This window comes from Aequorivita sediminis (assembly GCF_032080575.2).
GTDB classification, from domain to species: Bacteria; Bacteroidota; Bacteroidia; order Flavobacteriales; family Flavobacteriaceae; genus Aequorivita; species Aequorivita sediminis.
Genome location: NZ_JAVLSO020000003.1, coordinates 394,416 through 413,761 on the forward strand (window position 1 = coordinate 394,416; position 19,346 = coordinate 413,761).

The window sequence follows — 19,346 nt, forward strand, 5'->3', positions numbered from 1 at the left end:
TAGTGTATACTTTCTAGTCTCTAGCCTCTAAAATCTGTTATCAATCTTATAATTCTTTTAAAATTGTAAGATATTTTTTAATTACTCTTTCCCAAGTATAGTTTTGCGACCAGCTTTTTGCGCCTTGTGAATATAATTCATAGTTATTTAGAATTTCTTGTAGAGCATCAGCTAGCTGATTAACATTTTTAATATTAATTAATTTCCCCGAAATTCCATTATTTATAGCGTCTTCTATACCACAACCAAAAGATCCGATTGCAGGAACTCCGAGAGCGTTAGCTTCAAGAATTGCTATACCAAAACCTTCAGCATCGCCTGACTTGGTAGTTTCGCTTAACATTATAAAAACATCTGCCTCTTGTAGTAGTTTAATTTTTTCTGTTTCAGAAACTTTTCCAAAGAAAACCACTGAATCCTCCACTTCTAAGGTCAGCATTAATTTTTCTAATTTTTTCTTTTCTGTAGGGATGCCAACAATATGATATTTTAAATCTGGGTATTTTTTTAAAAGCAAAGGCATAGCATTAATGATATTGTGCTGCCCTTTCCGCTTGGTAACATTACCCACCGTAATTAAAACCGGTACGGGTTTGGTATTGGATTGTAGAATAGTAGGTATGTTTAGTGCAAATCCATTAGGGATAACAACAGTATTGTCTAGTTTGAGGTGAGCAATTAGTGACTTTGTATAATTGCTTACTGCTATAATTTTATCAAAGCTTTTTAGAGATAGTTCTGTAAGTTTTCGCAGAAAAATATTTGGAAGTTTAAGTTCACTTCCGTGAATAATAGCCACAAATTTTCTTTTAAAAAATATAGAGAGTAAGGCTCCTAACCACAATGAAAACTTACCTGAACAAATTATCAATTCACAATTTTTAGCCAGTGAAGTCGCAGCTTTAATACGTGCAATATAACTTAAGAAAACAAAATCTTTTCTAGGAATACGTTTAACTTTAAAAGGAAGATTTATATCGTATTCATTTTCAGCTTGTTCGTTTTTAGACCGATAATCACAAAGTAAGGTTACCTCATAGCCATTCCCTTGTAATCCCTTAGCTAAATTTAAAGCGTGATTACCAATCCCCCCAGGTTGCGGTGGAAATTCGGAAGTTAATATGAGGGTTTTTGTCATTAATTTTAAAAATAGTTTTTCTTAATCAAATTTCAAGCACAAAACTATAAAAGTAGCAATGTCAGTTACATTTCCAATATTCAAATTCTATATTAAGGACTTAAAACCATACTGCATCTAGACTCTAGATTCTAGATTCTAGATTCTAAATTCTAAATTTGAACATCCCTGATTAGTGTTGACCGTTATTTATTAATTTATATTATCAAAAATAGTCATCAATTTTCTTTCTTGAGGCCTCAAGAAAGAAAATTGATTTATGAACTTCTCAGGGCTCATTCTGTCGTTATTGTTATGTAATCTTTTACTGTTATAATTCTTGACCGCTTTTGCCGTCATTCTTTTTAACTGGTTAAATGTCTGTGGTTTCCAGTGGTCAAGATATTCTTCCTTTATCGTCCTATTGATACGTTCCGCATAAACATTGTCATGGGCTGAGAGTGCCATACTTATTTGGCTTCCACTTTCCCTTAAAAGATCAATATAGCCCTTGTAGGTATACTGACTCCCCCGATCACTGTGGTGCACCAGAGGAGCATCGTTTTCTTTCAATGCCATATTCAATGCATCCACATTTGCTTGTGCTCGCATATTATCAGAGACTTTATATCCTACGATCTTCTTTGTATAGACATCTATTATAAAAACCGCATAATAATGTTTGTCACCTATAGGTATGTAAGTAATATCAGACTGCCATACCATTGATGGTCGGTCAACCTCCATCCCTTTTATCAGGTTGGGATAATAAATCTTTGAAGCAATGGTCGTTCTTTTATAGTTCTTTTTGCGCTTCAATCGGTATCCCAGTTCCATCATTAATTCAATAAACCTATCCCTTCCTATAAAGTCTGGTTTAAGTGTATAGTACATTTTCTCAACCCCACAACCAGGGTGATCCGCTCTGAGCTCATCAGCTTCGAGCATCATTTGCTTGACTTTCTTATCAAAGGCCTTTTGCCTTGTGTTATACTGGCTTACAGCTTGCTTGCTGATACCAACGGTGGCATATAGCATGTTCATTGAAAAACTCACTTTTTCTTTGTTTTTCCTGAACCAGTTGATTGTGGGGTGCCGAAGTTTTTTTTGATGTCGATATCAAGTTCTTCCTTGGCAATCTCTATCATCTTCTCCAGATAATCGATCATTATCTGCTTGCGGCCCACGGTGCTCTCAAGCTCCTTTATACGAGCTTCGAGCTCTTTCATCTTTTGGCTGCTGCTGTCTTTCATTTCTATAATTCTAAATCCTTTTTCGTTAAAGGTAGAGAATTTATAAATCCATTTATAAATTGTTGGATTTCTTATTCCATGAAGCTTCTCCAATTGGAGAACGCTAAACTTTCCGCTTTCAAAATCTGCAACAATCCTTTTTTTAAATTCAATTGAGTATTTACGTTGCTTGCGAATACTCCGTACATTTGCTTTCATAGGTTTTCACTCGTTAAGTGGTCAACCTATATCAGGGACGTACAATTCTCAAGTCTCAAGTCTCAAGTCTAACCTCTCAATCATCTCCCCTTCGCTAAGTTTCTTTGATGCTAATTTCCAGGATATCATTACTTGAATTACGATAAATGGCAATAGGAAAACAGAAATTATCGCACCTAGAATCAGCATCTTTTTATTTTTCTTAAATCGGTATGGAATTATTGATAGCGGTACACTTTTAAGAAGTGCCAATACAGCTCTCTCCCGACCAAAGTATTTTCTGAAAAAATATAAAACACTTGGGATAGGACGTGGTGCAAATAGATTTTTAGGACGAAAAGCATCCCAACTGCCCATTTGTCTTAATCCTCCAGTAGCTGCTTTTACATCAACACAAGAAGCATATGGATTAGAAATACTTTTAAAGCCGTTTAGATAAGCTCTTAATCCAAACTCACCATCGCCCATACGTTGCTTTTCAAATTGACGATCAAACAATCCAATTTTTTCAAAAACAGATTTATATAGCATTGCATTCCCAGTAGCAAATTGTGAGGCGACAGAAAAGAATGAACGTTCTTTGGGAACAGACCTTCCTTCTGGGTAAAAAACTCCTGCAGAGATTTCTGCTTTGAAAAAGTCTAAACAACGCAAATGATTTTCAAGCCAATCGGCCTCTATCCTAACATCATCTTCGGAAAGGGCGATAATTGTCCCTTTACTTTTTTTGATTGCTGAATTCCTAGCCAACCATAGCGCAGGTTCAGATTGTTGTATGTGACGTATGTTTAGGTTGAAGTCCTTGCAAAAATCTTCTTGAAACGGTTTCGACTGATCTATTATTATTATTTCAAAATGTTTATAGGTCTGTTGTTCAAAGTCTTTAAGAACGTCCTTTAAATATTCATAGCGGTTTAGGGTGGGAATTACTACACTCACTAAAGGCTTGTTAGACACTAATTTAGAATCAAAGGAAAAATAGTTTTTATAAATTATTGGTTGCTTTAGATAATCACTTCTTACTGTACTATTAGACTTGTTAAATGCTGTAATTTCAGTAATCGGATTATTAAAAGAAAACAATCGAAGTAGCAATACATAAAAAGCCCAAGCGGGGTGAAAATATTTGCGGATAAATCGGTATTCATCTTTTAAAGGCAACTTACTAAACGACGTATAGGTCTCTGCTGTACCAATATACCCTTTATTTATAGCCTGCCAACTAAGGTCATACGCTCTTGCTTCCTCACTCTTATAGCCATAATCAGGAGCTAACCTGTCGATAACTTCATTAGGTAGTTTATCGGGAATAGGGAAAATAGAGCTACCGTCTTTTTTGTAAAGTTGGAAGTAGTGAGTGGGTTGAAGATATTTTAAATTAAAGAAAACTCTCATTACCAATTATGATTCTTTACATAATTTAATTGCATTAGCTCTTTATTGGCTATTTTTTTAAAAAATGTTTTCTGAAAAATATTCCATTTATTCCATTTCCCAGTGAATTTAAAATTTTCTTTATTATCTATAGGTTCCCAATTCGGTTTTACCATTCCATTATCACTAACCCCAAAAGAACTACCCACTATTGGAGCACTTAAACATTTTTTAACAATTTCAGAATCTGTTCTTAACTCATAAAATTTGAGCAAATTTTCAATTTCTTTTGGAGAGTTTATTAGGTCTTCATATCTAATTTTTTTCAATTTAGGACTTTCCGATATTTCATGGAATAAGTTTGCAGTATTTTTCCAATCTTTAGTATGGGCGTAAAATGATCTACCAGAAAAATAGTTGAAGTTCTTTTTAAATTTAATTTTTTTAGTGTGCCATTTACGCCTATCGTTGGATGCCTTGACAGATGAAATAACATTATCACGACCATCTCTACATAAAAGAGCTATTTGACTATTTGGAAAAGCTAGTTTCCACAATTCAACATGCTCAATATATGGTGATTTTATAAATACGACTTTATCTTGAGGTAAGTTATATTTTTTTTCTAAAAAACTTTTCCATAATTCACCATAATATTTCATAAATTCTGGAAAGTCCTTGTCTGTGAGACGTGCCCCAAAACTCTTAGATACCTTATTATAAATTTGTGTTTTTATTGAAGCGTCTTTAAATATATTCATCTCACCTGCAGAAGTATTCACAGGGACACAAACTACATCGGGGTGTTGTTTAAGAGTGGTACCAATAAAATTAGTACCACTTCTAACACGTTGCCCTAAGAGTATTATCAATTTCATTTTAATTTTCTTTTACGTTTATAGAAGTTAAAAACTTTCTAAAAAATCCTCCTAGAGTCAACTTCTCTTCCCACAATTGCCTATTCGAATATTGTAGGTCTAGAAAGTCCTGTTTAGATAGTTTATTATGAAAATCCAATACTTTTTGTACAACTAAGTGACGATCTTTGTACTCTACCCAAACTAGATGCTTCTTCCAATCTATACTATCATCAAAAGGAAGAGAACAATCTGTATTTATAAATACTGGTATTCGTCCCATTGCTAAAGCTTCATAAAATCGTACGGAAAAGTTTCCAGCCCCTCTTATACATACAATATAATCTGAGTTTTTTAAATTGTTGTAAAACTCTATCGTAGTTAAATGCGTTTCTTTATTTTTTGTTACACCTGCCCTGTATTTTTCTCTAAAAATAAAATTTGAAACAATCTTTTCAGATTTCTGAAAGGTATTTAAAACTGACGCTCTTAAATAGGTAGTGGAAAGAATTTGTTGAGGCTCTAGACGGCTTAATCCCACGTAATATTTTAAATTGCGAAAGACAGTATAACATATCTCCATTTTAGCGTTAAAAAGTGAGGAATTTGCTTGCCCACAAAAACCTATAATAGGTATTGAGTTATAAGGCTGAAGGAATACCTTTGATGTATTAAAATATTTTTTTAAAGGATCAGTAATAAAACTGGGAAGTGAATATTCATTATGCTTAAACTTTGATTTATATCCACTTCTTCGCAGAATAATTGCATTTTCAAAAGAAGGTATTTTTATTCCAAAATCTGATAAATTCCAAATTACAATTTTTTTACCAAGATTTTTGGCTTTATTTACCTGTGAAATTGCCAGGCTAGTATTATTAGAATTAACATAGTAATTCCAAGCCATAGTCAGAATAGTTAAATCCGCTTCTTCTAAGCTATCAGTAAACTCAAAGTCTTTGTCCGAAACCCCATAAACTTGTATTCGCTCAGCATCTGTAAAATCATCTGCTCTAATAAATGGTTTTAGCAATGGGAATACCTGTCCTCTTTTTGATTTATCATAGTGAGATTTTGGGTAGTATAACTTCAATTTAAATTTTCTTAACTTATAATTCTTAATTTTTTTTTAACTACAAAGAGCTTGTATATGTACTTATTTAACCACATAAATCTTTGTACACTCTGTGGCATCTTGCGCACTATGTAGTTGCCCCATAAAATTCCAAAAACTCCATATGTTGTTTTTCCAAATTAAACTCGTCTCTCACCCGCTTCATAGCATTTTGAGTTATTCTCAACTTCTCTCCCTCCACCATCAAAAGTACTTTCTTAATTTGTTCTGCCAAAAGATGAGACGAATATTTAGGCACTACCCATCCAGTTTGGTTATGTAGCACATTTTCTGTTAGTCCCTCTGCGTCACTTACAATACAGAGTTTACCCATTGCCTGCGCCTCTAATACCGCATTACAAAACCCTTCTTGAATACTGTATTGAAGATAAATATTAGCCTTCTCCAATTCTTTTTTCACCTCAGCATGTGGCAACTTCCCTAAGAACTGAACACGATCTGTAAGTCCAAGTTGATAGACCGTAAATGCCATACGTTCATATTCTTTCCCTTCACCTATTATTTTATAAGTAAAATCAATTCCTTCCTCTTTAAGTATGGCTAAAGCTTCTAGGGTTGATGAATATCCCTTAATCCAATGAAGACGTCCTGTTGTTATCAAAACATGGTTATGAATTGACGCTGATTTCTGTACGGTAGAATTAAACAAGTCGATATTAACAGCTGGGGTTATTTTCTTAAAAGGAGTGTCTTTTGGCATTCCGTGTTTAACTGCAAGGCTTAAAAGATAATTAGAAATGGTGTGCACTTTGTCGATGTGCTTCCACAGCATTTTATAACACCCAGGATTTTTGACTGGGTAAACTACCATATCAAACCCACGAAAACTCACCGCCATTTTAGCGTCTATTGCCTTAGCCACTGTTTCGCTCCCTAGAGCCATAGTTGCAAAGCCAAAGTGCAACCAATCTAATTTTGACTTCAGCAAGTGAGCATTGAGATAAACCTTTTTGAAAACTTGCACCCATCCCGTTCCTTCAGCTCTTTCTATTTTCACAAATCGTATTACCGTTGATATATATGGTAATAAGAGCACAAACTCTTTTATAAAAAACCAGACTTGAAGGAACGGATTTTTACTCACCTTCGGACTAACTATAACGGGACAAAGTGTAAATTCATCGTTTGTGTTCTGACAAAACAAATGAACTTCTACTCCATTCTTCTGAAGCCCTCGAATCTTGGAGCGGAAGAAAGTTTCGGAATAAGCAGGGGGTTGAGAAAGTACAATTCCAATTCGCATAACTAAGCTTGAATTCGAGGGTATAGATTACATTTAAAAATATCTAGCAAAGTATTTATTTCATTCAATTCTTCTACAGTAAACCTTAAATTATTTTTTTCTTTATTTATAATTGCGCTTTTGGGATGTGTTTTAGATGATGGACGCTGATATTCTTGTTCGATTTCTGATAGTGGCTCAATATCAAACTCTTTACACAAATTTAAAAAAACTTGAATATCACTTCGTAAATCTTCGTGTTTTACAATACGATGTTTATATTGATATGGCTCCAATATTTGTAAGGGTAAAACATTCTCAAGACACCATCGCACGGTAAGTATATCTAGAGGTGTAAAATATTTAGTATCTTCAATAAGATCGAATTTAAAATTCTCTTTTACCAACTCTACTAAATCTGATTGTTGCTTAAAGTGCTCTAAATTGTACAGCCAAGGAAACTTAACCCGCTGTTGTGAATTAAGAACATCGTAAGGGTTCCTAATGATATGTATAAGAGGCACCTTAAAATTTTCATTAATATGTTTAGCTGCAAGATTAGCACGAACAAATTTAATGATGTATTTTTTAGGAAGAAAGGGCCACATGTGCATTTTATATTTTCTATTACTTATCTGCCCTATCCAATCGCTATCAACTTGGTTCTTTAATACTTTTTTCAAATACCGATTGGCCTCAACAGAACTCACTTCCTGCCTAAGCCATTTATCGCAAATTAACTTTCCTTTCTTAGTATTGAATTCATGCTCTGGTTCAAAAAGCAATCTATAACGAAACTGTCTAGCTATTACTTCACTTAACCAACTCGTCCCACTTCTAGCTGAACCAACTATAACAATATGTTTATTGAACCTACTCACTATTATTTCGTAATATTTAAATATACTTTTTCATAAGATGATATTTCACCCTTTACTGAAAAATTTGCTTTTATATTATTTAATCCTTCTATAGAGAGTCTTTTCATTTCTTCTTTATCGGTAGCCATCTTCTTAAGGTTATCTGCCAAGCTATTAGGATTATCTAAATGAAATACATACCCACCACCCCTTGAAAGAATGTAGTTTGCGCCACCTCCAGAGTCTGAAGATAATACCGGCAATCCACAAGCTAACGCTTCTAATATAGACACAGGTAACCCTTCTTGGTATGAAGCTAACACAAATAAATCCATCTCTCTATAAACTTGAGGTATTATCTTATTTGCTAAAAAACCATGAAAAAGTACTCGCTCCTTTATAGTGTTCAATTCTATAAAATCGTCTAGTTTTTTTCTGTACTCTTTATCTTCCTTACCATATAAATGCAAAACTATATTTTGAGGTAAGTTTTTCAATGCTTTTAATATAAATAACTGATTCTTATTATCACCAATGTTTCCGACACAAACAAGATTAAATGTAGCGTGATCAATTGGTTTTAAAGCTTTAAATACTTTAGTATCAACCCCATGTGGAATGAAAGAAATTTTATGTCTTAAAAGGAATGAGTTAAAAAATCGAGCTTTCATTTCTGGGTTATCATAAGCAATATGGCTAGACAACCAACTTTTTAACAACCAACGCTTTGACCAAGCATTATTCTTTTTGGTATATAAATATTTAACTCCGGCTAACCTACATGCAAGCGCTTCAGTATAATTTGATTTATAGTCCCATGAATGCAATATATCGATATTATGTTTCTTTAAAACGGATCTAAAATCTAGCACATCACGACTCATCTTGCCTGACCACTCAAATAGTATGAGTTGATTTTTTAAAACATCTTCAGGAACAGACCCTGGAAATTTTTCTATACAGATGAAAGGCTCAAAAACAGTTCTATCGATATTCCTAAACAATGACAACAAGACATACTGACTTCCAGCCGTTTTAAAATTTGGAATCGTATATAAAATCTTGATTTTTGACATTTGTATATTAACTATCTGTAATTTTCTAATATATATATGTGTTTCTCGCAGAGACCGCCGAGAACAACGCAGAGGCCACAGAGTTTTTAAATACTCTCAACATACTCCATGCATCTCACCTCCACTTCGCACTTCCAACTTCGCACTTCCCACTTCGTACTTCTAACTTCTTACTTTCCACTTCGTACTTCCTTCCTGTACCAAACCGCCAATGTAAGCAGCATACTCAATGGATGCGAATATTTAACCCGATCATCTGTGCTGAACTTATTATAGAAGCGCGTAATCAACTCTTTTGGGAGAAAGGGATGTAAGTTTTTGTCAAAGAGATGCCCTTGAAGCTTTTCATCATTTTCCATTCCCAAAAATTGTAACTCCCAATTGCGTTGAATGTAAGGTTTACCCAACTTTGCATTAACAACTCGTTTGGCTTTATCCATTATGCGATAGGGTAAGTTATGTGGGGATTTGTTTTTATGATAATCATAAAGGTTATAGGGCTTTTGAGCTTGCCACGTAATTTTTGCCACTTCAGGGCTTTGGTTCTTTAAATAGGCTATCTGTATTTTCCTATCGGCTAAGTATTCCTCTGGTATCCCACAGATAAATTCTGCCATCCTATCGTCATAATATGGTGCTTCTATAGGGTTTGCAGCTTCAAATATAGCAAAGCCTAAATTTGTCCATCGTACGGCACGAGTACTACTATAATACGCACGGGCCTTGGCTCCTACATCATCTATTTTAAGTCCGCTCCATATCTCCTTGGTGCGCTGTTTTAAGTAATCCATAAATTCCCCTTCCAGCTCCCATTCCTTCCATAAGGCTTCGGCTAATTCTTGCCCGCCTTTTACTATAATTTTCTTTAAAATCCATTCCTCAGCATTTTCTTCTGCTAAATCCTTAGGAGCTACAGAATCAAATAAAACATCACCCCAATGGCCTAATGTAAAAACACCTTCCAGTTTTTTTAACTCATCTATAACCGCCATTTGTCGCGGATGAGTAAACTCGGTGCCGTAATTCAACAGTTTGGACAATTCATCGACCTTGTTCCACAAATAACCTGGCTTAATGGTCATATCTCTGTACTCATATCCTAACTCTTTAGCGATTTGCCTTGAAATCGCCCCTTCTTTATATCCGTTGTGGAACGAATAGCTATAGGAAATCACGGGATTGTTTAGCTTGGAATAAGCAACTGCCTGTGTCCTGCTATCTAATCCTCCCGAAAGGGGAAGTAACACCTTGCTATCTCCTGCTTGTTCTTTACAAATGATATGGAATAAATCCGTAAATTCCTCTACAGCCTGTTCAAACGATATGTCTCTGGGTTTATGATACCATTCAAACCAAGGCTTACTATCTACCCAATATCCTTCGTCGTCGATGGTGTTTATCGTTCCTGGGGGAAGTACTTTTTTATCTTTCCAATAGGTGTCTGTGCCGAGAAAATAACTCGTAGCCGCAAAGATGCAGATGGCCTTTTTATCTAATTCGTGTGGCGCACGGACTTTTACGTGTTGAGGATGGGTTGGAAGTATTGAGGTTTTGACGGTGTTCATTGGGGGTTTGGCTTTTAGGGTTCACGCAGAGAACGCGGTGGATACGCAGAGAGCGCAGAGAGTTTTCGAATCATTCCTTAAAGTTATTAACCAATCGATGAAGACCATCCTTCAAATATTTGGAATTAAAGTTAATCAGCAAACCTACTGGTTTATTATATAGTTTCAAATAAGTAATCAATTGAGAAAAATGTACAGGAGCTAAAATCTCTACCGATTTAACTTCGATAATGACAGTTTTTTCAACTAACAAATCCAATCGATAGCCTGTATCAAACGCAAATTTTTTATATTTTAAAGGCACTCCAATTTGTGATTCTACCTCGAGTCCAGCTTCTCTAAGATCCATTTCGAGACATTTTTCATATACGTTTTCTAATAATCCCGGCCCCAGCGCAGAATGTAGTTTGAAAGCCGTATCAATTATCTTTCCTGTAATGGAATTAATTTCCATATCAATTCAAATTGAAAAGACTAATATACAATTATTTCCCCTCTGCGCCCTCCGAGTGAAACCAACGCAGTATCCACTATTCCCTCCATAATAGCATTAATTTCCATATCAATTATTCCTCTCTGCGTACTCCGCGCTACTCTCAGCGCCCTCTGCGTGAACTACTCTCCAGAACTTCAAAATACAGTTCCTCCATTTCCTTAACCATTCTCTCCTCTGAATGCTGCCGCTCCACCTTTTTCCGAGCTGCTACTCTCACCTTCTCTATTTCCTCTAAAGACAATTTTGAAAACCTCATCACCTCTTCCGCCATGGCCTTAGAATTGCGCGTTGGGACTATCCACCCATTTACTCCATTCGCTATCAACTCAGAAATTCCTCCGCAATCGCTGCTAATTACCGGTAAACCAATTGCCATAGCTTCTACTACTACATTCGGAATACCTTCTTCTAAGCTAGGCATTAGTAATAAAGAAGATGATTTCATTACAGCGAAAACTTCACTTTGAGAAACAGCTTCTATCAAACTCACATCATCTTCTAATCTTAAATCAGCAATTAAAAACTGTAACTCTTCGTTTCCCGCACCTCCAATTATAGTATAATGAAAGGGAATATTTTTACCTTTTAATAATACACAAGTTTGTAGCGCATAATCGTAACCTTTAACCCAATGGGGTCTTCCAACAGATAGCAACTGCAACGTTTTTAAAATTTTATATTTTTCAGCAAATGGAGTGATTTCTAACGGTAGGCCTGTATAAACTACTTTATCAATCTTTGAGGTTCCATTCCAGATCTTATCTCCATTACGTGAAATAGCTTTCGAAACAGAATGAAAACCTGTCATTTTAGGATACCAATACTGTAAATAGTTAAAATTATCATCATTTACAAAAGGGCGAACATTAACATGAAAGCCCAACTGACTTAATACTACTGGTGTAGATTGAGCAGAAAGCACTTCTTCAAACCAAGGAATAACTGAAAGCCACTGTAAATGAATTACGTCGGGGGTTATTTTATTTAATACTGTTTGTAAATTCTGTTTTTGTAGCTCCTTTCGACGTCCTAAAGCTATTTTTTTAACAGTTTTGTAAACATGTTTTATAGAGCCCGATTGTAATGCATATAGTAATGTTGTTTTTACAAATCGAATTTTGCTTTGATTACTTCCAAGTGGGATATAGTTTACTTTTTGTAGCCTATTGGGAAGAGTTTCATTAAAACCTAAAATATAGACGTTATGTCTCTCCGCTAATCCTTGTGCTAAGCGATTGATAAACGACCTTGTTTTAAAACTTCCATCGAAAATAATTATGTTTAAAGGCTTTATCAATTCAATTTAATTAATGGTTTAATTGTTTAAACGTCGATTTAACGGATTCTACTAACTCTATGGGCTTTGGAGTTATTTTGATAAAAAAATACTTTCTTCCTTTTTTAAACTTTTTCACTTGCTTTTCGGTAAACATTAAATTCTCCTTAAAATAATATTCTAGTTCCCGACGGCTCATTCCAGATCTGTTTACAACATCTCGCAGTAATAATTTTAAATCTTCAACTTTATTGCCCGATAAAAACACATCAGGACGATCACTAAAATTGGTAAACTTTTTTATAAAATCTTCCGCATCATAGGCATGATAATGTAAAACATTACCCTTTACAACCCGCTTTGGGGATGTACCATCTATATGTTTATATCGATGTACATTGTGAGGAATTAGATTTGCGCCAACACAAACAGCCGATTTCCCCATGGTATGGCCGTACCACCAAGGAAATTTCTGTTTTGATTTCGTAAAAGGATTTCTTATTGGCAGGTAGAATACTTGTTTATTTACTTTGAAATTAGACTCCTCCGCAAAAACATTAGTATAACTTTCCTTTTGCTGAAGAACTTCTAAAGTGGTGAAATCAACCAACTCCGTGCCCTTAGGAATAGTATTAAAAAATGATTTTAAATCTGATTGCTTTTGAAGGTCTGTACAAATCAATTCATCGGCATCAATAGAAATAAGCCAGTCGATTCCTTCTTCTTTACATTTTTGCTGTGCGTCATAAGTATTTAAACATTGTCGCGCGGTATGATGTTGTGCTGCTTGTGAAGTAAACTTTTTTAAATAAGGTAAAGAAACATACTTATCTGCAGCAACGGAATTAGAAGTCTGTACAAAATCTAAATCGGCAACACTTTCTCTACCACTATCTGTAGTGTTGTCGAAATATACAAAAACTTTATCCACCCCGATTACCTTGTGATAAAGCAAATTGTTTCGCAACAAACGAACTTCATTTTTAACGGTAATGACCAAAGCTATTTTCACGAGAATTATACTTTTTTAATTCGCTAGTAAATATATAGGTTATAAAATGCTATTAAAATTAACTTGCAAAAAATTATAGCCCACCCCCGTAATCCTATACGTAATGCCAAAAAGTAATAACTGTAGTATAATTATTCTATGTTCTTTAAACGTTTTTAAAAACAGAAATTTAAAACTATAGCTTATTCCATTTATTAAACTCTTGTTTTTAAACGAATTACTTAGTTGTCTCAATCCCATTTTAACCAAACTTTTATTAGTCTTTTCATTTAAATCTAAAGATTTATCCGTTAAAAGACTGTGTGCAATTTTTAATTTATAACGAGACTTGTTTTTTAATTCATTTAGTCTTTTATTGTGAATTCTTAATTGCACTAATACATCCCTATTAACATAAGGAGTCATACCTTTATTTAAGGCTTTAATATGAAAAACATAATCATCTCCTGTTATTAAATCTTCATCAAATAGGAGGTTATGATGAACTAAACTTTCTCTTTTCCAAAGCGGTGAATTGACGCCCCAACCAATTTTTTTTATTATAAAATCATTAATAGGGTCATCACTCCATAGGCAATCATTCCAGAACTTTTTAGTTGGGCTCCCTCCTTCCTTAAAAAATTCTGATTGTGAAATAGTAAAGTCATAATCCCCTGCCTGAATGTTTTTAAAATCAGCTTCTAGTTTTTGAGGATGCATAAGATCGTCACTATCGAAGAAATTGATGTAGTCTCCCTTGCTTAGTTCAACGCCATAATTTCTAGCTGCCGACGGACCTTTTGGTCTATCAATAGGTTTCTTATAATATTGGATGCGGTTATCAGCTTCAGTAAATTCTTTTATAGCTTCTTCTGTATTATCGATACTTCCATCATCCACCACAATACACTCCCAGTTTTTATAAGTTTGATTTTGTATTGAAACAAGAGTCTCACCGATAAGGTTGGCTCGGTTATAGGTTGGGATTATAATGCTGATTATCGAATTATTTATCAAAGTTATATGAATATTGTTACACCTGCAGTAGTAGAAAGAGCAAGTTAAGTGATTTAATTATACTACTTGGTTTCTTGAAAACTCTAGAAAATCCTGCTTTTAAAATGGAATAATTTATAATTCTAATTCTTAATTTAACAAGTTTTAAGGTCTCTGAGTAGAGTTTATGTTTTAGACATCTCTTTATATACAGTCTTATATAATTGAATAAATATTTTCTAATTTCAAAATCTTTAGAAGCATCTTTAATTGGTTTTTCAGTGTACAAATCAACAATTTTGGAAATTGCAATTACTTTATTTACAAGTTTTAATTTTGTTGATTTACTTCTCTTACCGTCGGCTTCATTTCTATACAGGTAGAGTACTTTATTTATTATCCCTACCCTTGGACTCGAAATTAACAGGCGAGAAAAAAACTCCCATTCTTGACTAATCCTTAATTCTTCGTCAAATAAGGTCGTATTATTTAAGTACTGTTTATTGAATAAAGGCCCATTAGTTCCAAAAACTAAATTTCCTTTTATATGTTCCAAAAGTGCAATATCAGTTTCATACAGTTTCCATTTTTTCAAGTAGGATAAGCTCTTCTCATCCACGATTTCAGCTCCTTCACATACAACAAAATCAACATTCTTATCAAGAAGCCAACAAACCTTTATTTCTATCTTCTCCGGCATCATCAAATCATCACTATCAAACCACTGAATATACTCCCCCTTACTCACCTCAAACCCATAATTCCGCGCTGCATTTCCACCAGGGAGTCTATCTTTAGGTCTATGGTGATATTGAAAACGAGTATCCTTGGCCATATACTCAGCCATCAGCTCCTCTGTACCATCCGTACTCCCATCATCCACCACAATACACTCCCAGTTTTGGTAGGTTTGTGCCAATACCGAGTCTAACGTTTCACCGATAAGATGCGCGCGATTATAGGTTGGGATAATAATAGAAACTAAGGGATTGGAACTTGGCAAGGTATAAAACTGTTTGTTATCAAAAATAAGAAAAAGGTTAAGCTAAGCAACAAAATAAAAGCCTCAAATTCTAAAACATCTGTTTTAAAACTTGAGGCTTAAATTTTAAACTAAATTTGAAGGTGGTTATCCCTCAAATGCATTAACAATATCCATAAAGCTATCTACTTTTAAAGCAGCACCTCCTATTAGTCCGCCATCAACATCGGCTTGAGAGAAAATTTCAACAGCATTGCTTGGTTTTACACTACCTCCATATAATATAGAAACTTTATCTGCGATATCTTTTGAGTACTTTTCCGCTATAGTCTCTCTTATAAACTTATGAATTTCTTGTGCTTGCTCTGGACTGGCAGTTTCTCCTGTTCCTATTGCCCAAACTGGTTCGTAAGCTATAACAATATTATCCCAATCATCACTAGAAAGGTGGAAGAGTCCTTCGGTAAGTTGATTTTTTACTAGGTTAAAATGATTTCCGCTTTTTCTATCTTCAAGCTCTTCTCCTATGCAGTAAATTACAGTCATTTCATTTTTTAAAGCTGTATTTACTTTTTCTGCTAGCAACTGGCTATCTTCATTAAAATAAGCACGACGTTCACTGTGCCCTAATATAACAGTATTTACCCCAACGCTTTTAAGCATTTTTGCCGACACCTCACCTGTAAAAGCACCTTCTTCACTTTGATGCATATTTTGAGCAACAATCGATACAGGATGTTCGCGCATAGAAGTAAATGCGTGACTTAAATTGGTAAAAGCAGGGGCTATCATTACCGCTACATCTTCTGGAAAAATTTGCTTTTTAAGATTTACTAAAAATGTTTCAGTCTGCGCTAAATCATTATTCATTTTCCAATTCCCAGCTACTATTTTCTTTCTCATTATCGTATATGTTTGGTGTTTCGTATTTTCTATTAATAAAATTAATTTTCAATTTTAAATCATAACCCTACATTCTGCATTCATAATTCATAATTATCTACTGTCTACTAATTTTCGGGTCTAGCCAACCGTAAATTATATCTACAAAAATATTGATTATTATAAACAATGTCGCAATTACTAATACTGCGCCCATAATTACGGGTAAATCTAAGGTGTTTAATGCGTTTACAATTTCTTTTCCTAATCCGTTCCAGCCAAAGATGTATTCCACAAATACAGCTCCGGCAAGCATAGAAGCAAACCAACCAGAAATAGCCGTAACTACCGGGTTTAGTGAGTTTTTTAAAGCGTGGCCTTTAATGATTTGATAAAATGAAAGTCCTTTGGCTTTAGCAGTGCGTATGTAGTCTTGATTTAAAACTTCCAACAAGGAATTTCGCATTAACTGACTAACAACTGCAAGCGGACGAATACCTAATACTACGGCAGGTAAAATCAAGTTTTTCCATTGAATGTATTTACCATTCCCAAAATCGTCAACTTCATACAGGCTTCCTGTCATATTGAGGTTTGTGTATTCGTGTAGTAGGAATCCGAAAATCCAAGCGAATATAATCGCACTAAAAAACGAAGGCACACTCATGCCTAATGTGCTTACCAACTGAATCATTTTATCGATAAATCCATCTTTGAACAACACTGAAATAACTCCCAAAAGCACGCCAATAAAGATTGCAATTACAATAGCTGAAACTGCTAGAATAAAAGTATTCGGAAGGGTTTCAGCAATTACCTCACTAACTTCTTTTCCATTTTTTTGAAAAGATTCGCGTAAATAAGGGGTTTTAATTACAACACTAGTATTCTTTACGGTGAATAAATGAGTAGAATTGTACTTTCCTTCTTTTAAATAAGTATAATCTTCAGGTTTATTACTGTGAAAGGAAATGAATGATAAATCGTTTAAATATCGTACATATTGAACGGAAACAGGTTGATCGAAACCGTATTTCTTTTTAACAATTGCAACTTGTTCGGCGGTTTCATTTTGCCCCAACATCATTCTTGCCGGATCTCCAGGAAGTATAGTGAAAAGTAGAAAAATAACAGTAACAACCCCAAAAAGTGTCAATACTGCATAGCCTAATTTTTGAAAAATATACTTTACCACTAATCTTGATTTATTTGGTCTATGGTTTTCACCTCGTAGATAAAGTCGTCTCCAAAAAGAATTTTAGCATATTCTTCTATCGTTTCAGTAAAACCAGCTTCTTTTCTTCGTTCATTAACAGTTTCAGGATTTTCTATAGGCCAAATAAAAGAACCTCGTGCATCGTCATAGCTCATCCCCTGAGTACCATAAACTTGTGGTTTCCCTTCTAGCATTAAATACCTATCTTCCATCATAGCTGCAGCGGTCTTTGGTATTTCACCTGCATCAGCTGCTTTTTTTACAAGCGGTAAATAATTTGGGATTTTGTCAGGGTTGTGCTGAAGTACATTCCAAGCAACTAAACTTGACTCCTCTCCCACCACTGATTTACCTGGATATCCCTTTTCAATAAAATATTTCTCTACAAAAATCATATTAACGCTATCCAAAACTTTTTGCATTTCAGAAAGATCGCCGCTATATTCAGCTTCAGTCAACCCCATGCTTTCACCAAGTTGCTTTCTTTCTTCCAAAGATCGTGTTTGCATTAGTAGTCTGTATTTTTGATCTAAGTTTCCAATGCTATCGAGTCGTTGCTTTAATGATAAATCCAATTTAGGTTTTGCATTCTCCACTACTGGTAACATTAGCTTATGAGCATCGTTCCAATGAAGTTTTTGCTTTATCGTTCCCTTATCCAATTCTAAGATTCCTGGATTACTTCTTACAATAGTTTTTAAAGTAGTTTCATCGCAGAAATAAAACTTGAAGTTTAGTTTGTAAGTATCCGTTAAACTTTCGGTCATTTCTTGTGAAGAAGCAGATAGACCAATTACGTTATAACCGTTTTTAATAGCTCTATCTGTAACTTCTTTTACAGAGCGATAGCCATCTTTTTCAGTGTTTGTCAAGCTATAAGCGACAATTACAATAAGATTTTCTTTATTTAAAAACTGATCGGTAAAGTCTTCACCGTTTCTTTCCATTGTAAAATCGTGAATGGGTGGCACATAACCTTCCTGAATCATTTTAGTTTCAGTATTCACTAATTCCCCATCAACCTGTGGATATTCCCCGTTTGTAACGATAGTTTCTTCTTCACCATTAATATTAAACGTCCATTTATATTCATAAATAGGACCTGGAGCACCTTCAGGTACTGTCATGCCATCCTTAATATTTGCTCCAATTTTATAAGGTCTAAAATCAATAATTGGTAGGTGTTGTAATACGTGATACGTAATAGCCATACACCCTACAAAAGTTGCGAAAATGATAATGCTACGCGTGCCTTCAGCAAAAAATGGCTTGATGTATTTACGTCCGATAAAAAGAATTATAATTAGAAATAAAAGAATAATGTCTTTGTAAAACGACTCCCACGGAGTTAATGGAATTGCATCTCCAAAACATCCACAATCTGTTACTTTGTTGAAATAAGCCGAATAAAAGGTAAGAAAAGTAAAAAATACTATCATTAGCATAAGTGCCCATAACGTAAACTTTTTTAAATATCCAATAAGCAAAGCCACGCCCACCAACACCTCAAAAATCACAACGAAAATTGCAATTAGTAATGAATAAGGCACTAGAAACCCAAGGTCCAAAACGTCTGGAGCAAAGTAGTCTTGTAGTTTAAATGCAAACCCAATAGGGTCATTAAGTTTTACTAAGCCGCTTAAAATAAACAAGGCTCCCACCAAAACTCTAGATATTCCAACTAATATTTTCATTTACTTTATTTTAATTAAATTAACTTTAGATATATATAAAATTTATTTTCTTAACTAATATTATTATATCTTAAACAATTAAAACCCAAAATTTTAAGCGCCAAATTCCAAAAATAAATAATTTAAAAATTTTGCTCTCTTCTCTCTATTCTCTTC

At 34.3% G+C, this 19,346-nt stretch carries 18 protein-coding genes; all 18 read right to left on the bottom strand.

Annotation, left to right across the window (positions count from 1 at the left end; genetic code table 11):
* Positions 1-46: 46 nt before the first annotated feature.
* A complete protein-coding gene (locus RT250_RS07895) occupies positions 47-1,138 on the bottom strand; it encodes a glycosyltransferase family 4 protein (protein WP_313113711.1) in 1,092 nt (363 codons plus the stop codon).
* Positions 1,139-1,330: 192 nt separating this feature from the next.
* Positions 1,331-2,173, bottom strand: coding sequence for an IS3 family transposase (locus RT250_RS07900; protein ID WP_313113713.1), 843 nt, complete (start codon positions 2,171-2,173; stop codon positions 1,331-1,333).
* A complete protein-coding gene (locus RT250_RS07905) occupies positions 2,170-2,568 on the bottom strand; it encodes a transposase (protein ID WP_313113716.1) in 399 nt (132 codons plus the stop codon). Before RT250_RS07905 ends, RT250_RS07900 begins: the two co-directional genes overlap by 4 nt.
* Positions 2,569-2,616: 48 nt before the next feature.
* On the bottom strand, positions 2,617-3,963 hold the full coding sequence (locus tag RT250_RS07910) for a glycosyltransferase family A protein (RefSeq protein ID WP_313113718.1): 1,347 nt from the start codon (positions 3,961-3,963) through the stop codon (positions 2,617-2,619).
* Entirely contained in the window at positions 3,963-4,820 is an 858-nt protein-coding gene (locus RT250_RS07915) for a sulfotransferase family protein (RefSeq protein WP_313113719.1), read from the bottom strand. Before RT250_RS07915 ends, RT250_RS07910 begins: the two co-directional genes overlap by 1 nt.
* Position 4,821: 1 nt before the next feature.
* Positions 4,822-5,892: an exostosin domain-containing protein gene (locus tag RT250_RS07920; RefSeq protein WP_313113722.1), complete on the bottom strand. Its 1,071-nt coding sequence runs from the start codon at positions 5,890-5,892 to the stop codon at positions 4,822-4,824.
* Positions 5,893-6,001: 109 nt separating this feature from the next.
* Positions 6,002-7,177 carry a glycosyltransferase family 4 protein gene (locus RT250_RS07925; protein ID WP_313113723.1) on the bottom strand — a complete coding sequence of 392 codons (1,176 nt, stop codon included), beginning with the start codon at positions 7,175-7,177 and terminating at the stop codon, positions 6,002-6,004.
* 2 nt (positions 7,178-7,179) lie between these two features.
* Complete coding sequence (locus RT250_RS07930) at positions 7,180-8,037, bottom strand: sulfotransferase domain-containing protein (protein WP_313113725.1); 858 nt, start codon at positions 8,035-8,037, stop codon at positions 7,180-7,182.
* A gap of 2 nt (positions 8,038-8,039) precedes the next feature.
* Positions 8,040-9,092: a glycosyltransferase family 4 protein gene (locus tag RT250_RS07935; RefSeq protein ID WP_313113727.1), complete on the bottom strand. Its 1,053-nt coding sequence runs from the start codon at positions 9,090-9,092 to the stop codon at positions 8,040-8,042.
* Positions 9,093-9,262: 170 nt separating this feature from the next.
* Complete coding sequence (locus RT250_RS07940; protein WP_313113730.1) at positions 9,263-10,657, bottom strand: asparagine synthase-related protein; 1,395 nt, start codon at positions 10,655-10,657, stop codon at positions 9,263-9,265.
* Positions 10,658-10,727: 70 nt separating this feature from the next.
* A complete protein-coding gene (locus RT250_RS07945) occupies positions 10,728-11,111 on the bottom strand; it encodes a GxxExxY protein (protein WP_313113732.1) in 384 nt (127 codons plus the stop codon).
* A gap of 142 nt (positions 11,112-11,253) precedes the next feature.
* A complete protein-coding gene (locus tag RT250_RS07950; protein WP_313113734.1) occupies positions 11,254-12,450 on the bottom strand; it encodes a glycosyltransferase family 4 protein in 1,197 nt (398 codons plus the stop codon).
* Between the two features lie 10 nt (positions 12,451-12,460).
* Positions 12,461-13,441, bottom strand: a complete 981-nt coding sequence (locus RT250_RS07955) for a glycosyltransferase family 2 protein (protein ID WP_313113736.1) — start codon at positions 13,439-13,441, stop codon at positions 12,461-12,463.
* Between the two features lie 39 nt (positions 13,442-13,480).
* A complete protein-coding gene (locus RT250_RS07960; RefSeq protein WP_313113738.1) occupies positions 13,481-14,437 on the bottom strand; it encodes a glycosyltransferase family 2 protein in 957 nt (318 codons plus the stop codon).
* Between the two features lie 16 nt (positions 14,438-14,453).
* Positions 14,454-15,419 (bottom strand): glycosyltransferase family 2 protein, encoded by a 966-nt coding sequence (locus RT250_RS07965; RefSeq protein WP_313113741.1) that lies wholly within the window; start codon positions 15,417-15,419, stop codon positions 14,454-14,456.
* Between the two features lie 126 nt (positions 15,420-15,545).
* Positions 15,546-16,301 (bottom strand): triose-phosphate isomerase, encoded by a 756-nt coding sequence (tpiA, locus tag RT250_RS07970; protein ID WP_313113743.1) that lies wholly within the window; start codon positions 16,299-16,301, stop codon positions 15,546-15,548.
* Between the two features lie 97 nt (positions 16,302-16,398).
* Entirely contained in the window at positions 16,399-17,475 is a 1,077-nt protein-coding gene (locus tag RT250_RS07975; RefSeq protein WP_313113745.1) for an ABC transporter permease, read from the bottom strand.
* Positions 17,475-19,190: a BT_3928 family protein gene (locus RT250_RS07980; RefSeq protein WP_313113748.1), complete on the bottom strand. Its 1,716-nt coding sequence runs from the start codon at positions 19,188-19,190 to the stop codon at positions 17,475-17,477. Before RT250_RS07980 ends, RT250_RS07975 begins: the two co-directional genes overlap by 1 nt.
* Positions 19,191-19,346 lie beyond the last annotated feature (156 nt).

Bases quoted from the DNA above. Each gene is read 5' to 3' on its own strand.
- RT250_RS07895 (WP_313113711.1), bottom strand. From the start codon at position 1,138: ATGACAAAAACCCTCATATTAACTTCCGAATTTCCACCGCAACCTGGG.
- RT250_RS07935 (WP_313113727.1), bottom strand. From the start codon at position 9,092: ATGTCAAAAATCAAGATTTTATATACGATTCCAAATTTTAAAACGGCT.
- RT250_RS07980 (WP_313113748.1), bottom strand. From the start codon at position 19,190: ATGAAAATATTAGTTGGAATATCTAGAGTTTTGGTGGGAGCCTTGTTT.
- RT250_RS07925 (WP_313113723.1), bottom strand. From the start codon at position 7,177: ATGCGAATTGGAATTGTACTTTCTCAACCCCCTGCTTATTCCGAAACT.
- RT250_RS07910 (WP_313113718.1), bottom strand. From the start codon at position 3,963: ATGAGAGTTTTCTTTAATTTAAAATATCTTCAACCCACTCACTACTTC.
- RT250_RS07905 (WP_313113716.1), bottom strand. From the start codon at position 2,568: ATGAAAGCAAATGTACGGAGTATTCGCAAGCAACGTAAATACTCAATT.
- RT250_RS07945 (WP_313113732.1), bottom strand. From the start codon at position 11,111: ATGGAAATTAATTCCATTACAGGAAAGATAATTGATACGGCTTTCAAA.
- tpiA (WP_313113743.1), bottom strand. From the start codon at position 16,301: ATGAGAAAGAAAATAGTAGCTGGGAATTGGAAAATGAATAATGATTTA.
- RT250_RS07915 (WP_313113719.1), bottom strand. From the start codon at position 4,820: ATGAAATTGATAATACTCTTAGGGCAACGTGTTAGAAGTGGTACTAAT.
- RT250_RS07940 (WP_313113730.1), bottom strand. From the start codon at position 10,657: ATGAACACCGTCAAAACCTCAATACTTCCAACCCATCCTCAACACGTA.